The 14,774-nt window shown below is 52.1% G+C and carries 13 protein-coding genes; 4 read left to right on the top strand and 9 right to left on the bottom strand.

Features of this window, described 5'->3' with window-relative positions:
* The first annotated feature begins 88 nt into the window (after window positions 1-88).
* Window positions 89-913 (top strand): AraC family transcriptional regulator, encoded by an 825-nt coding sequence (locus BBD41_RS27425; protein WP_099479826.1) that lies wholly within the window; start codon window positions 89-91, stop codon window positions 911-913.
* On the opposite strand, the gene BBD41_RS29875 is transcribed toward BBD41_RS27425, so the two are convergent.
* From BBD41_RS29875 to BBD41_RS27415, 3 genes are all read right to left on the bottom strand, one after another.
* Window positions 910-1,047, bottom strand: a complete 138-nt coding sequence (locus BBD41_RS29875) for a hypothetical protein (RefSeq protein ID WP_157929342.1) — start codon at window positions 1,045-1,047, stop codon at window positions 910-912. The two genes, BBD41_RS27425 and BBD41_RS29875, sit on opposite strands and share 4 nt — an antisense overlap.
* Window positions 1,048-1,247: 200 nt before the next feature.
* On the bottom strand, window positions 1,248-2,159 hold the full coding sequence (locus BBD41_RS27420; RefSeq protein WP_099479824.1) for an NADP-dependent oxidoreductase: 912 nt from the start codon (window positions 2,157-2,159) through the stop codon (window positions 1,248-1,250).
* Window positions 2,160-2,231: 72 nt separating this feature from the next.
* Window positions 2,232-3,623, bottom strand: a complete 1,392-nt coding sequence (locus BBD41_RS27415; RefSeq protein ID WP_077566689.1) for an MFS transporter — start codon at window positions 3,621-3,623, stop codon at window positions 2,232-2,234.
* Window positions 3,624-3,766: 143 nt separating this feature from the next.
* Here BBD41_RS27415 and BBD41_RS27410 point away from each other — a divergent pair, with 143 nt between their 5' ends.
* A complete protein-coding gene (locus tag BBD41_RS27410; RefSeq protein ID WP_099479822.1) occupies window positions 3,767-4,654 on the top strand; it encodes a LysR family transcriptional regulator in 888 nt (295 codons plus the stop codon).
* Between the two features lie 305 nt (window positions 4,655-4,959).
* Window positions 4,960-6,171 (top strand): MFS transporter, encoded by a 1,212-nt coding sequence (locus tag BBD41_RS27405; protein ID WP_077566691.1) that lies wholly within the window; start codon window positions 4,960-4,962, stop codon window positions 6,169-6,171.
* 52 nt (window positions 6,172-6,223) lie between these two features.
* Here BBD41_RS27405 and cysI read toward each other — a convergent pair whose 3' ends face one another.
* Together cysI and BBD41_RS27395 are read right to left on the bottom strand one after the other, a co-directional pair.
* Window positions 6,224-7,945 carry an assimilatory sulfite reductase (NADPH) hemoprotein subunit gene (gene cysI / locus BBD41_RS27400; RefSeq protein ID WP_099479820.1) on the bottom strand — a complete coding sequence of 574 codons (1,722 nt, stop codon included), beginning with the start codon at window positions 7,943-7,945 and terminating at the stop codon, window positions 6,224-6,226.
* A 42-nt stretch (window positions 7,946-7,987) separates the two neighbouring features.
* Entirely contained in the window at window positions 7,988-9,817 is a 1,830-nt protein-coding gene (locus BBD41_RS27395) for an assimilatory sulfite reductase (NADPH) flavoprotein subunit (protein ID WP_099479818.1), read from the bottom strand.
* A gap of 447 nt (window positions 9,818-10,264) precedes the next feature.
* Here BBD41_RS27395 and cdaS point away from each other — a divergent pair, with 447 nt between their 5' ends.
* Window positions 10,265-10,888: a sporulation-specific diadenylate cyclase CdaS gene (cdaS, locus tag BBD41_RS27390; protein ID WP_077566694.1), complete on the top strand. Its 624-nt coding sequence runs from the start codon at window positions 10,265-10,267 to the stop codon at window positions 10,886-10,888.
* 399 nt (window positions 10,889-11,287) lie between these two features.
* On the opposite strand, the gene bshB2 is transcribed toward cdaS, so the two are convergent.
* From bshB2 to BBD41_RS27370, 4 genes are all read right to left on the bottom strand, one after another.
* Window positions 11,288-11,944 (bottom strand): bacillithiol biosynthesis deacetylase BshB2, encoded by a 657-nt coding sequence (gene bshB2 / locus BBD41_RS27385; protein WP_077566695.1) that lies wholly within the window; start codon window positions 11,942-11,944, stop codon window positions 11,288-11,290.
* A gap of 22 nt (window positions 11,945-11,966) precedes the next feature.
* The gene (locus tag BBD41_RS27380; protein WP_077566696.1) at window positions 11,967-12,311 is read right to left on the bottom strand and encodes a YojF family protein; all 345 of its coding nucleotides are present in this window, start codon (window positions 12,309-12,311) and stop codon (window positions 11,967-11,969) included.
* Window positions 12,312-12,615: 304 nt separating this feature from the next.
* Entirely contained in the window at window positions 12,616-13,410 is a 795-nt protein-coding gene (locus BBD41_RS27375; RefSeq protein WP_077569004.1) for a helix-turn-helix transcriptional regulator, read from the bottom strand.
* Between the two features lie 262 nt (window positions 13,411-13,672).
* Window positions 13,673-14,761, bottom strand: a complete 1,089-nt coding sequence (locus tag BBD41_RS27370) for a Gfo/Idh/MocA family protein (protein ID WP_077566697.1) — start codon at window positions 14,759-14,761, stop codon at window positions 13,673-13,675.
* Between the last annotated feature and the right edge of the window lie 13 nt (window positions 14,762-14,774).

Below are 14,774 nucleotides of genomic sequence, written 5' to 3'. Positions count from 1 at the left end.
ATTCACATTATAGAGTGATGAATTTTCTTTTTTCCATTAAAGGATATTCAGCATGATTTAAATATTTGAAACCGAGGTGCCGACTTCTATGGATATTATCCACTTCTGCCATCTGAGTGAATCGGACAAACGTCTTCCCGTATACCTAACGTCGGCGGGGCAATGGAACCATCAGGAGCCCGTTCATAGGCCTGACGGCTTCGCATCCTACCAGTGGCTCATGATCTTGTCGGGTGAAGGAGCTCTCCATGCGGATGACAATGTCTATTCTGCCAAAGCGGGGCAGGCCATTTGCCTGTTCCCGGATGTTCCGCACCGCTATCACGCCGTCCAGGAGCCTTGGCAGCTGATGTTCATATCCATGGAGGGCAGTCTATGCGGTCCGCTTCTGGCCCAGGCCGGAATTACGAAATCGGGCGTGTTTACGATGCTGGACCCGGTTAAGATGCAGGCGGATTTCTCAAGCATCATTGAGAGTGCCGGCTCAAGCGATAGCCATGCCAGCGTGGAATGCTCCAAGCTGCTTTACGCTCTGCTCCTGGATATCCCCATGCAAACCCAGGCCAAGCAGCATACCCGGCATCAGCATTTCGAGCGGCTGCAGCCCGTCATTCGATACATTAAGGAATATTGTCAGCTTCCGCTATCGATCGATCTCTTGGCTCAACAGGCTGGAGTTACCCCGCAATATTTATGTCTGCTGTTCAAAAAAGCTTTCAATTTAAGGCCAATGGAATACGTAAACCGGGAGCGTATTCAATTAAGCAAAGAGCTCATGGTCTTGGAGCCGCAGCTTAAAATCCAAGAGATTGCCGGTATGGCCGGTTTTGAGCACGCCAGCTATTTTTGTACGGTTTTCAAACGATTAGAGGGGATTTCCCCTGAAAAATTCAAGAATTCTCAAAGCTATTAAATGTTCCGGGTGCGCTTTTTAATTTGGTGGTCCCGTGTTACTTGCTCGTTACCGCGAAGGCAATCCTCCCAGTCAATGGACTCCACAAGCCCTTCCCTCGTGTAAACGTCATCATCTGCAATCAGCACTTTCATGCGGATTCCTCCTAATGTCCTATAAATTCTGAGATTGTATAAACTACGGATAGCGCTTTCATATAATTCTAATGAATACGCTCTGCTATTAAATATACATGATGAAGCCTGGGTCTGGTATCAGTTCCGGCAGTGACTGGCTTAAGACATGAAAAAGCCGCGATCATCGCGGCTTCCATTCGTAAAAGTCTCAGCTTGGCTTATAAAGTTAATACCACTTTTCCACGTCCATGACCGGTCTCCACCAGACGATGCGCCTCCTGCGCCATTGCCAGAGGATAAGATTGGCGAATAAGGATTCGAACGGCCCCTTCCTCATACAGATCGGTCAGCTCTTGGAGCCTGTCTGCGGTTCGCGTTCCCTCAAGCGCAGGTATGCCAAGCTCGCCAGCGAGCTCCCCGGCTACCAATGTCCGTATCCTTTTCCTATCCGGAACAAGCTCTACCGAAGCCCTGAGCGCCTCGGCTCCTGCGGCATCAAGTGCAGCATCAACGCCCTGGGGTGCAATCGCGCGTACCCGTTCCACAAGTCCTTCCCCGTAATGGACGGGGATGACGCCGAGTAAACGCAAATAGTCATGGTTTGCTTCGCTAGCCGTACCGATGACGACCTTGGCCCCCCAGCGCTTAGCCAGCTGGCAGGCCCATGTGCCGAATCCCCCTGCCGCGCCATGGATGATCACGGTATCGCCATGCCCGATGCCGATCGCCTTCAGTGCCATATGCGCTCCTTGGCCGTTGCCGGATAAACTTCCTGCAATATCCCACGGCATATACGGCGGCTTCTTTACGATTTGGTCTGCACTGACTACGATATACTCCGCATAGCTGTTGAATAGGGAGAAGCCTAGCACCTCCATACCGGCCTTGAACCCTTTCACCCCCTCGCCCACTTGATCAATGATGCCGGCAAATTCATTCCCCGGAATAATGGGAAACGGCTGATTGCGGACATAGGATATCGTTCCTTCCCGTACACGGCAATCAAAGGGCATCACGCCGGCAGCTTTCACCCGAACTCGCACGGTGCCGGGACCTGCGGATGGGTTCTCCATTTCCATCAGGGTTAAGACTTCCGGAGGACCGAAAGTGGATACAGCCATGGCTTTCATATATAACCTCTCCTTTATACGAAATCAATTTTGACAGACATAGCTTCCTTCGCCCTTTCCGCACCTGGACTTTCACCCTGTAGAGGAAGCATTCTGAAGCTTCTTCGACCGCCGCATGAACCCTGCAGCATAGATCATGACGACCGCCATCATCAACACGGCCAGCAGCAAATAAATGTTGCTGAAGGTATCGGCTTCATCGCCTTTCTCTCCCATCAAAGGGTTCCAGGCGGAACCGATTCCTTGGTCCACCATTCTTCCGTACAGGCTGGCAAAAACAGCCCCTGAAACAAAATTCAGCATCGACATCAGCCCCAGGCCAACACCGCTTTGATCCTTCGGTAGGGCCAGCGATACGGTTTTGGTAAGCGAGATCGACATGAACGCCTGGCCTACCGTACCAAAGATTAGGAACAAGGCGATGAAAATCTGCGCACCCATTGAAAATGAAGACATCATCAAGAAGCAGATCATGTATAGCGTCGATGCTAAGAAAAACAGAAAGCTGTTGCCCTTGCGATCCGCCGTGCGCCCTCCCGTCTTGCTTAAAAACGCTGCGAGGACGGCAGCGGGTACCAGCACCCAACCGGCCCTGCCGTCTCCCATCCCATGCAATTCGGACAGCAGGGTCGGTGTCAGAAATGCCAGCGAGTAGCCGATGCCGGTTGTCATAAAGACAATACCCAGGCCCAGCGCATAACGCCTATTCGAAAAAAGCCGGGGACTGATAAAAGGTTCTTCAGCTCTCGTTATTCTCAGGAGCAGAGCCGCCATAAGCAACACGAAGCCAATGAATGTCCATGGTGCAACCGACGTTACGAACAGCAGGAGCATGGCAATCGTCCCGGCAAGCAATCCTCCTCCAAGCCAATCCATCCTTACCTTGCGGCCTTGCCGATCATCCTGTAAATATTTGTAGTAAAGCGGCAATAACAGCAGGGTCAGCACAGGCAGCAGGAACAATAGCCGCCAATGCACAACGCTCGACAGCAGGGCTGCCAACGCGGGGCCTGCGGCGCTGCCGACAGCGCCGCCCGTCATCGTAATCCCCAGGGCTCTCCCCCTCGTGGATGATGGAACATAACGAACAGGGATTATTCCTGATACAGCAGGGATTACAGCCGCGCCTGCGGCTTGCAGCATCCGCCCGGCAATGACCATGCCATAGGATACCGACAGCATCCCGACCAGCGAGCCCGCCGCAAAGGTAATGAATCCAAACGTAATCAGGGATTTTAACCGGCAAGCATCTGCGAGTTTGCCGTACACTACGCTGCCGACCGCAAACACCAGCAAATATGTGGTGCTCACCCAACTGACCTCTGACATGCTTAGCTTGAATTCATGCCGGATCTCTGGAAGCACAATGTTGAACATCGTTGCATTCATAACCGTAACGGCAAGGGTGAGGGCCACTAAGACCATGAGGCGGTCCGTGGGTGACTTGATTGACCGTTTCTCCATGCATACCACTCCTGACTTAAATGGAATCCCCGATAAATAGAGGAATAACTCTGTTTCACTTGTATTTTATATGGCTTCTGGAATAAACTGAAATATATATCCTAACATGTTGATCATATACTTCAGTATATAGGGGGATGAAGATGGAACTGCTCCAGCTGCGTTATTTTCAGACAGTCGCCAAAATGGAACATATGACGAGAGCCTCACAGGAGCTGCACATCGCTCAGCCTGCTCTTAGCAAGACGATTGCAAGGCTGGAAGCCGATGTCGGCGTCCCTCTTTTTGATCGTTACGGCGGACGGATTCGATTAAATGCATTCGGTAAACTATATTTAGACAAGGTGGATCGCGCACTGCGGCTGCTTGAGGAAGGTCAGAAGGAGGTTCTGGAGCTGGCAGGTCTCGAGCAAGGAAGCATCCACTTGGCAACCTCTACGCTCGACCTGCTGTCCGATCCGCTCAGCCGATTTATTGAACGATATCCTGACGTGAACTTCAAGATCTCCCAGGTCAGTCCGGATGAAATGATCCAACTGGTGGAAGACGGGCGGGCCGATATGTGCTTTACTGCAATAGCCCTGGAGCAGCCCTTTTTGTCCCAGGTTACCGTGCTGAGCGAAGACATCTATTTAGCGGTACCGGCGGGGCACCGGCTGTCGGATCGAACGAGTGTCCGGTTGTCCGAGCTTAGCGGGGAATCGTTTATCGGTTATAAAGAAGATTTTATTTTTCAAAAGATGTATGATCAGTACTTTCGAGAAGCGGGAATCCGTCCAAAGTATGTATGCAGGGTGGATGAGCCGCCGGCGGTTGCCAGCCTGGTTCGGGCGGGGATCGGAGTCGCCTTGTACGGATGCAGAAGCGCTCAAGACAGTAGGCTTACGCTGATTCCGATCACGGAACCGCAGTGCAGGCGAGATTACCGGCTGGTCTGGCATAACAAACAATATCTGTCTCTGGCCGCCAGCACGTTTCGCGAGTTCTTGTTGGATTATTTCAAGGATCCCGGCTTGAGCACGGCCCTGTAAACAGACATAAATCAAAGAGCCACCCCTATCATCAAGGGAGTGGCTCTTATTTCGTCTACCTGTACGTTTAGGCGTGAAGCTGCAGGCCGTCCAGTACCTCCTGCACATAGCCTGCACGAACGATAATATGCCGAAGCATACGCCTATTCCTCTGCAGCATCATAAACACGGAAAAATAAACACTTGTTATTTTATAGACATTTTATTATTATGTCTATGTAATGAACATCGTTTTGCGCATTCGTTTGTTTGATTACGTATTTAGCTTGATTTATACGATAGCCTTAGAAAGGAGCCCTAATTCCGTGTTTAACAATCCCTATGTCCGCGTCATTATGCTGTCGCGGGTGTTTCTCAACCTGGGCATTTGGGTCCGTAACTTCGCGATATTGCTATACGTCACGGATTTGACCCAAAATGACCCGCTGTACGTGTCGCTGATATCCGTAGCGGAATATGCGCCAATCTTCCTCTTTGCGATTATCGGGGGAACGTTTGCCGACCGCTGGCAGCCCAAACGAACGATGCTCGGGGCTGATATGCTGTCCGCCCTTTCCGTATTTCTCGTATTGATCGCCGTTCACTTCGGATCATGGCAGGCTTTGCTTGGACTAACCTTTTTCTCAGCTATCGTCTCCCAATTCTCGCAGCCCTCCACGATGAAGCTGTTTAAACGTCATGTACCGGAGGAGCAGCTTCAATCGTTGATGGCGATGTTCCAATCATTGGTTGCTTTCTTTATGGTCATCGGTCCGATCGCTGGGGCATTCGTCTACCAACGGTACGGCATCGAAATATCACTGGTCGTTACGGGCGCGTTATTCAGCGGATCCGCGCTGTTTCTGTCCCGTCTGCCAAGAGACGAGAAGAGCGCTCAGCCAGCTCATAAACCAGATTTTAAACGCGAGTTGACGGAAGGGTTTCGTTATGTCTGGAATCGGCCCGCTTTGCGATCTCTTGGCGCGGCGTTTACTGCCGCCGGGCTGGCGGCAGGCCTGATCCAGCCCTTATTGCTGTTCGTCACGATCGAGAATCTGGGGAAGGACAAAGCGTTTCTTCAATGGCTGCTGACGGCGAATGGTGCAGCTATGCTCGTGGGCGGCGGATTCGTTATGTGGTTGGCGAAGAAGGTCTCCCCTCAAGCTTTACTGGCCGCTGGGCTTGCCGTCAGCGCCATTGGAACAATGGGGATCGGCTTTTCTACCAATATCCCGCTAACGCTGCTGCTTCAAGTCGTGAACGGTTTTTTCTACCCGTGCATCCACATCGGCATCAATACGCTGATCCTGAAAAATACCGAAAGCTCTTTTATCGGCCGGGTAGGCGGCATTCTCACGCCTATGTTCATGGGCATGATGGTCATCGGCATGTCGCTGGGCGGTACGTTGAAGGGAGTCTTCTCCTTGGTTGCCGTCTACTCGATCAGCTGTATTCTATTCCTTCTTGGCGCCTTATTCTTGGTTCCGTTATTGAAACGAAACGCGGTTTCCAAGGGCAGCCCTAACCGAAATAATTAATAAGCCTCACCCTGCTCAGAAGGGTGAGGCTCTTCCTATTTTTCTCAACGGATTATGCGTGGAACTGCCGGCCGTCCAGTACCTCCTGCACATAGCCTGCCCGAATGACAAAATCGCCGAAATGCTCGCCATCGTGCCGCTCTTTGGCATAATGGGCAATGATCGGACGAAGGGAATCCAATATTTCCGCTTCCCCGATGTTCTCTTTATACAGCTTGTTCAGACGATGACCGGAAAAGCCTCCGCCCAAGTACATATTGTATTTGCCAGGTGCTTTGCCGATGAATGCAATCTCCGCAAGCATCGGTCGTGCACAGCCGTTCGGGCACCCGGTCATGCGAATGACGATATCCTCTTCTTGCAGTCCGTGCTCCGCAAGCATCGGTTCGATTTTATCCAGCAGCGAAGGCAGATAGCGTTCGGACTCCGCCATTGCGAGGCCGCAGGTTGGCAGAGCCACGCAGGCCATGGAATTTCGGCGGAGCGAAGAGCCGTGCTTGCCGTCCGTCAGTCCGTAGGTTTGGATGAGATCCTCGATCTTTTTCTTCTTATGGCTGCTGACATTGGCAATGATCAGATTCTGGTTCGCCGTAAGACGGAAATCGCCGTTATGAATGTTGGCAATTTCCCGCAAACCTGTCATCAGCAAATAATCCGGTTCGTCCTTCACCCGGCCGTTCTGGATAAAGAGGGTGTAGTGCCAACGTCCATTGCTGCCTTTAACCCAGCCATAGCGGTCACCGTTATGGTCAAAATGGAACGGACGCGCCTCCTCCAGCTCCCAGCCGAGCCGGCTGCTCAGCTCGCCTACGAACCAGCCGATTCCGCGGTCATCGATGGTATACTTGAATCTGGCATGCTTTCGCACGGCCCGATCGCCGTAATCCCTCTGAATCGTGACCGTCTTCTCCGCAACATCGATAACCTGCTCCGGTTTACAGAAGCCGATCAGCTTTCCGACCTGCGGATAAGTCAGCGGGTCCCCGTGCGACATTCCCATGCCGCCGCCAACCGTTACATTGAAGCCCTGGAGCTTCCCGTCTTCCACAATCGCGATCAACCCCAGATCCTGCGAGAACACGTCGACGTCGTTCGAAGGCGGAACGGCGATGCCAATCTTGAATTTACGCGGCAAATAGACTTTGCCGTAAATCGGCTCCTGCTCTTCATCCTCGCGGCTGTCGACGACCTTTTCCCCATCGAGCCAAATTTCGTGATATGCCCGCGTGCGGGGGTCCAGATGGTTGCTGATCTTGCGAGCCCATTCGTAGACCTCCGAGTGAACCTCGGATTGATATGGATTCGGATTCAGCATGACGTTCCGGTTCACGTCACCGCATGCAGCCAGCGTGCTCAGCATCGCAGCGTTTACTTCCTGGATTGTGCTTTTCATATTCCACTTAAGCACGCCGTGAAGCTGGAACGATTGGCGGGTAGTCAGCCGGATCGTCCCGTTGGCATACTTCCGGGCGACCCGATCCATCATCAGCCATTGCTCCGGCGTCACCACGCCTCCGGCGGCCCTAACGCGAAGCATGAATTGATAGGCAGGCTCGAGCTTTTGCTTATGGCGCTCATTCCGCAAATCCCGATCATCCTGCATGTAGCTGCCGTGGAACTTCATGAGCCGGTTATCATCCTCCGGGATGGAGCCCGTGATACGGTCCTGAAGCGTCTCGACCAGACTGCCTCGCAGATAGTTGCTTCGGCGCTTAATATCTTCTACATCGCTATGCGGTGCACTATTCGGTGATAATAAATTATTGTCAGACATGTCCCTGCTCTCCTCTCGCAATCACGGGAATCCGTTCAAGATTTAATAGACGTCCCGCTGATAACGTTTCTGTTGCTGCATAAGGGTAAGGTATTCCGTGGCCTCTTCCGGGCTTAAACCGCCTTCCTGCTCCAGAATGGTGCCAAGCGCGGCATGCACGTCATGAGCCATCTTCTTCTCATCTCCGCATACATAGACGCAGGCTCCCTCTTGCAGCCACTGATATAGCTCTTTGCTGTTCTCCAGCATGCGGTGCTGCACATATACCTTCTCCTCGGTATCTCGGGAAAAGGCGACGTCCATCCGGGTCAGCACTCCTTCCTTCAGCCAGCGCTGCCACTCGATCTGGTACAGGAAGTCCGTTGCGAAATGCTGATCCCCATAAAACAGCCATGATTTCCCGGAGGCGCCGGTCTCCTCGCGTTCCCCAAGGAATGCCCGGAACGGAGCAACGCCCGTACCCGGTCCGATCATAATAATCGGTGTATCCGGATCCGCCGGCAGCTTGAAGTTCGGGTTATGCTGAATATACACCGGCAGCAAATCGCCGGCTTCCAGCCGCTCGGCTAATTGAACCGAGCAAACGCCGTAACGGTTCCGTCCATGCGCCTCATAACGGACGGATCGGACCGTAATATGAACCTCGTCCGGATATGCCTTCGGACTGCTCGAAATCGAGTACAGGCGTGCCGGAATTTTGCGCAGCACCCCTACAAAATCACGCGCAGGCACTTCCCGCAGTCCGTAGTCCTGAACCAGATCCAGCAGGTCGCGTTCTTGAATGTAATTTCGCAGCTCCTGTTCGTGGCCTGGCTCGAGCAGGCCCTTCAGCCCTTCATGGCCCGTCAGCTTCGCCACTTGTTCAATCAAAGGCTTAGTCAGCACGGTAATCTCATAATGACGCAGCAGGGCATCGCGAAGCTTGCGCACCTCGCCGTTCTTGTTAACCACAACCTCTTCGTCCGCATTCCATCCCATGGCCGAAATCAGCTCATCCACCAGCACCGGATGATTTTCCGGGTAGATCCCCAGGCTGTCCCCCGGTTCATATTGGAGGCTGGAGCCTTCCAGGGATATTTCGATATGGCGGGTCTCCCGCTGCGAACCCCGGCCGTTCAAGTTCAGGTTCTCCAGCACTTCAGCTTGAAACGGATTGCTTCTCGAATATTCCGATTCCGTACTCTCGCTCAGAGCTAGCGCAGCAGCTTCACCGGAAGCAGCCGCAAGCCCGCTGGACTGATTCAGGGATTGAAGAACTTGAGCCATCCACTCGGATGCCGGTTCATCAAAATCTACGTCGCAGTCCACTCTCGGCGCCAGCCGTTGTCCGCCCAATTCTTCGAGCCGCTTGTCAAAATCCTTTCCGGTCTGACAGAAAAACTCATACGAGGTATCTCCCAGCGCCAACACGGAATACTGCAAACCGTCCAATTGCGGCGCCCGCTTGCTGTGGAGGAATTCGTAGAAAGGTATCGCATTATCCGGCGGTTCTCCCTCTCCGTGCGTACTCACGAGAATGAGGAGATGCTGCAGCTTCTTTAGATTGTTCGGTTTGAAGTCGCTCATGGATGACAGCGTGACCTTCATCCCGCTCTCCTCGAGCTTCTTGGTGAGCTTCTTCGCCAATCCATGACAGTTGCCGGTCTGAGAGCCAAATAGTACGGTGATTTCCTTCGGCGCAGAAGCCGCGCTGACCGAGACCGTCGCTTGCGCTGCAGCAGCAGGAATAGCCAGTGCTGCTGCCGTACTTTGGAGAGCTGTAATATAGCCGCTGAGCCAGGTTCTCTGCGCTTCCGTCAATGTCGGCAGCAAACGGTTCAACAGATCAACCTGCTCCTGGTTGAAAGGGCTGTTCGTTACTTGAAGTTCCAACAATATCCACCTCGCAAAAGCATCCGATTTTAATTCCTACTAATACGATACAATTAATTTTATTACTCCTCTGAACCTATCATAGCTAAGGGGAACGGTCAATTCGAATGTTCTTATAGCAGTTATCAGATCTGCTGATAAATCAATAAGTTCGGGATATAAAGGCCTCGATGCTCACCATTTGAAGGAGTTGGTGGTCATTACTGGGAACGGTTCATCATGACGCAATGTTTACATTAGGTGGTGTCTGTTTGGAGCAGTGCTTCCTTGGAGCGGTTATTACATGGACCGGTTGGTACATCGACCTGTATTCGCATTGTGCTGTGTTTGCCTATGTTTGCACGGGACATTGTCCACATGGAGTGTGGCTTGTGAGGAGCAGCCCTAGCCCGAAGAATATACGGATGGGGGAATGGTAAAGATACCTAAGGATAAGGAGGGAAATGCATGGAGTCAAGCAAGGAACATTGTAATTTTGCCCCACTGAAGCATAAGCTTGAAGAGCATCTCATCGAGATCGAGCAGCAGATCCGTCAAATCATTGAGAAGCTGGATCAGGATCAAACCTGCCTGCTCAATGATTTGGATCATGTCAGATCCAAATTTCTGGAGGCCGAAGCCCTCTCCTCCACCTATTATTTGAACTGTTTTCTCTATCCTTTTACGAAAAAATATAAAGAGATCGCGACCTCGATCTATCACTTAAGCCAGAAGAAGATGGGTGCGCTGATCGTAATTCAACGAGAGGATTTGCTGGAGTCTTTTATCACTCCGGGAATATCGTTGTCTGCCGAAATCACAAGCCCGCTGCTCGAGTCCATCTTCATTCAAGGCAGCCCTCTTCACGACGGGGCCGTTCTTGTTCGGCAGGATATGATTATCTCGGCTGCCAATGTATTGCCGCTAACTGGCCGAACCTACGGGGAACGGAAGCTGGGAACCCGACATCGGGCGGCTATCGGTTTAACCGAACTGTGTGATGCGCTCGTCCTGGTCGTATCGGAGGAAACCGGCAAAACATCTTTTTGCATGCAGGGGACATTATATCCGCTGTCAATTCCAACCCCCTAGCCGCGAACTTAGCAATTAAAAAAATCGTCAGGGAACTCGATGCGATCATTGCGGGAATCGGGCATAGGAACAAGTGCCCTGCCCGTGCAGCATTGGAAGGGAGTGCCCTGCTCATCATTCAGCATGCGTGAGTAGAGTGCATCCAGATAAGAGAGTACATACGCATTCGAACGGACAAGTTTTGATAAATGCAAAGAAACCGCTCCTTTTGAGAGGAAGGGCAGCGAAGAGCAGCCAACTCTCAGAAGAGCGGTTATTAGTGTTTAACTATTGATCATAGGAGCAGTTGTTATCTCAAGACGTACATACTACCGGATCCAAGCACGACAAACGTAAGATGCCGGGATCTCCACTCGTACCAATACAGTCAGTAGCTCTTAAGCAATGGTGTCAGACCTCTTAAGCAAATGTATATGTCCAGAAGCGCTCGGTTCCAAAACGCTGTTCGATTTCCTTTGTCTTCAGCTGCTTCTTGCCAAGCAGCTCCGCCGCCTGGAACTGCGAGCGATGAGCCTGAATCGAGTTCATCTTCTGCACAATAAACATGGATACATCATGAACAACGTCCGGCTTGCCGAGCTCCTCTTCGCAATTCCTTGAGAAGGCCAGACAGTGTACAGCCGGTCTCTCCTCCGCCGGCATCCGCTCAATGGTACGCGTGACTGCAGCGCCGGTTGCATCGTGGTCAGGGTGTACGCTGTAACCGGGATAGAACGTGAAGACAAGGGAAGGCTTAATTTCCTCAAGCAAAGATGCAATAACGCCATCCAGTTTATCTTGATCCTCGAATTCAATCGTTTTATCGTGGAAGCCCATCAGCCTCAAATCCTGGATGCCGATGGCCTTGCAGGATTCCTCCAGCTCGGCTTTGCGAATGCTCGGCAGTGTAATGCGGTTGGCAAACGGCGGAATGCCCATATTGCGGCCCATCTCGCCGAGTGTCAGACATGCATAGGTGACATGCGCGCCTTCTACGATATATTTAGCCAGCGTCCCGGATAAGCCGAACGCTTCATCATCCGGATGCGGCAGGATAACCAGTATGTTTTGCCCCATTCTCCTCAGCTCCTCTCTGTATTTAAAAAGGTTCCCGACTAAGCTGCAGTGCGACAACCAGCTTCCCTTGACTGTCATGGCCTGCCATGATCAGCCGATCCGTATCGGATTGCTCGAAATGCGTCAGTCCTTCGGTGTAAACCCAGCCATGGCTCATCTTTAATCCGACCCGGTAAGGGCCGTTCCCCGATATAGAGCCGTGCTCGTATCGGATGACTGCGTTCGTGATGAAATTGGCGGCAGGATGCTTCGAGCTATCATAATGAGCCGCATATGCCCCTGTCGTCATTTCAAGATGAATATATAAATCCTGATTCTTCATTGTATCGATCATTTGCTGAACTTCAGCCGGATTTATGAGTTCCATAGTTCCCTCCTGTATTCAATAGATCGTCTCAAATCTCTCAAGCGTATGGTCCATTCTACCATATTCTGCGCGGGTGGCGAAACAAGCTGTACTACAGACAACAGCTGCCTCTCTTAGGCTCTGGCATATTGGCTTCCCGCTCAAAGAATACTGACGCCCTCATTTAAGTATCGTGATTCGCGGCCCGATTGTCAACGAACGACCGTGTAGGGTTAATGCTCACAATGGCGAGGCAGCCCATACGATCCGGGAGAATAGACAAAGGGTACGTAAATTGCAATGAACAACAATCATTCCCGAAAGCTTACCGGACGGCCAGAGGCACCTTCTTTAAGAAATGGTCCATTAGCAGCGGCAGCGAGATCAGGATCGGAGGATCATCCAATCTGGGAACGTGGAGAGTTACTTCTAATGGAGGAACCTTAGTATAAGGTGTCACGACGATCGGCTCCCTGGAACGGGTGCGGAGCGTTGTAGACTGGGTAAGAAGAACATCTACGGCTTGCATGCCCCATTGAACGGAGGTTGCCATCAAGTAATACGTTCCGGGTTTAACATCCGTGAATCTGAAGGGACCCAGCGATGGAAGGAGCGTGCCATAGAGTGGAAGGCCTTCGGGTATCGGCTTCGCAAATAATCCGATCAGAATGACGCCTTGGAACGGGGCCTGGGCATGAACCGTGCCTTCAATCGTCGCATTGGGATTCAATACCGGCATGGATTGCCGCCAGTCGCTTAATCGTTGAAGCGCTAACAAACGCTCGTCCACTTCGTCCCTGGAATTGCGGAAAGTAGAAGGAGAGACTCCCACCCTTTCGGTAAATCGGGTCGTAAAGGTGCCGAGACTTTGCTGTCCAATCTCGAGCGCGATATCGCGGATGCTCAGATGTGTATGCAGCAGCAAATCCTTCGCCTTCTCCAGACGCAGCGAGGACACGTAATACAAGGGCGGAAGCCCGATGCGTTCCTTGAAGATCCGGGAGAAGTGATATGGACTGTATCCGATATAGCTGGCTAATAATGACAACGGCAACGGCTCATAGATGTTCTTATGTATGTATGCGATCACTTCATCGATCTCGGCATAACGCTCATTCATGGACAGCTGCACCTTCCCTATTGATAAAAGGTATGGATATACAAAATGGTTCATTCAACCACCTGACAGAACGATTGTTCGCATCAGCTGAATGATACCATATTCATGCATAAAATGGAAGAACTCAGCTTCATATTTCATGCTGTTAGGAAGTATGGACAGCAACGCACAAAACGATCATTTATGAAGAACGGATGTCCGGATTCATCATCACTGCCATTACGACAAAAAAGCCGCGCACAAGGCGCGGCTTTCACTCACTCTAATCCAAATTCGGAATATGGATTTCCACTTCTTTTTTGGTCTGGGAGGAACGCAGTATCCCGTCCAGAATCGCCTGGTTGCGCAGAACCTGCTCGCCAGGGATCGGCGCGGGACCACCTTCGCGGACCGCACGCACGAAATCCTTAATTTTCTCCTCGAACACGTTAATCTGGTGGTTGATCAGCGGAATCGGGCTCTCCGTGTGATGCCCCTGGATGTCATGGAATACCGAGATCGAGCCTACTCTTCCGTCCCATACACCGCTCCATGGCCCCGTACCGGCCGGCGTTATCTTCATCCCCGCATCCGTTCCCAGGAACATCGTGGCGCCCAGCGTATCCATATGCATCGCCCAGGATGTCTTGAAATTCAGAACAAGATCCCCTTCAAAGCGCACCATCGCAACCCCGAAATCCTCGACGTCAAACGATCCGGCCTCCGCATGGTATTTCGGATTCGTACCGAAATGGTTGGATGTATACGCCGAAACGGTCAACGGCTTCGGATATCCCATCGCATTCAATGCCATATCCAAAGAGTAGCAGCCGATATCGGCCATGGCTCCGGCACCCGCAATTTCCTGGCGGATAAACGTTCCGCCCGGCATGCCGCGCCGGCGTCCGCCGCCCGTCTCCACGTAGTAGACCTTGCCAAGCTCCCCGTTCTGGATCAGGTCCCGGATGATTCCCATATTCGGGTCATACCGCGGCTGGAAGCCGACGTTGAGCATTTTGCCCGTCCGCTTCGAGGTCTGCACCATCTCAATGGCTTCATCCAGCGTAACGGACATCGGCTTCTCCAGCATGACATGTTTGCCAGCGGTAAGGGCGTCGATCGTTGTGCGGTAATGCGCAACGTTCGGTGTGCAGATGCTTACGCCGTCCAGCTCCAGATCCAGAAGTCTGCGGTGATCATCGAACCCGATCGCGCCTTGCAGCCCCCAGCGCTCGATGAACTGATCGGCTCTGCCCGGCAGAATGTCCGCCACAGCCACAATCTGGACATCTTCAATTTGTTTATAATATTTGGCATGCTCTCCGGCGATACCGCCGCTTCCGATGATGCCGATTCGAATGGTTTTCCCCATGTCTGATGTTCCC

The organism is Paenibacillus ihbetae (genome assembly GCF_002741055.1).
GTDB classification, from domain to species: domain Bacteria; phylum Bacillota; class Bacilli; order Paenibacillales; family Paenibacillaceae; genus Paenibacillus_AQ; species Paenibacillus_AQ ihbetae.
This window is presented reverse-complemented; position numbering and strand designations above follow the sequence as displayed.

Excerpts from the sequence above, each read along its gene's own strand:
- BBD41_RS27370 (WP_077566697.1), bottom strand. The coding sequence starts at position 14,761 with ATGGGGAAAACCATTCGAATCGGCATCATCGGAAGCGGCGGTATCGCC.
- cysI (WP_099479820.1), bottom strand. The coding sequence starts at position 7,945 with ATGTCTGACAATAATTTATTATCACCGAATAGTGCACCGCATAGCGAT.
- BBD41_RS27415 (WP_077566689.1), bottom strand. The coding sequence starts at position 3,623 with ATGGAGAAACGGTCAATCAAGTCACCCACGGACCGCCTCATGGTCTTA.
- cdaS (WP_077566694.1), top strand. The coding sequence starts at position 10,265 with ATGGAGTCAAGCAAGGAACATTGTAATTTTGCCCCACTGAAGCATAAG.
- BBD41_RS27420 (WP_099479824.1), bottom strand. The coding sequence starts at position 2,159 with ATGAAAGCCATGGCTGTATCCACTTTCGGTCCTCCGGAAGTCTTAACC.
- bshB2 (WP_077566695.1), bottom strand. The coding sequence starts at position 11,944 with ATGGGGCAAAACATACTGGTTATCCTGCCGCATCCGGATGATGAAGCG.
- BBD41_RS29875 (WP_157929342.1), bottom strand. The coding sequence starts at position 1,047 with ATGAAAGTGCTGATTGCAGATGATGACGTTTACACGAGGGAAGGGCTT.
- BBD41_RS27375 (WP_077569004.1), bottom strand. The coding sequence starts at position 13,410 with ATGAATGAGCGTTATGCCGAGATCGATGAAGTGATCGCATACATACAT.
- BBD41_RS27410 (WP_099479822.1), top strand. The coding sequence starts at position 3,767 with ATGGAACTGCTCCAGCTGCGTTATTTTCAGACAGTCGCCAAAATGGAA.
- BBD41_RS27380 (WP_077566696.1), bottom strand. The coding sequence starts at position 12,311 with ATGGAACTCATAAATCCGGCTGAAGTTCAGCAAATGATCGATACAATG.
- BBD41_RS27425 (WP_099479826.1), top strand. The coding sequence starts at position 89 with ATGGATATTATCCACTTCTGCCATCTGAGTGAATCGGACAAACGTCTT.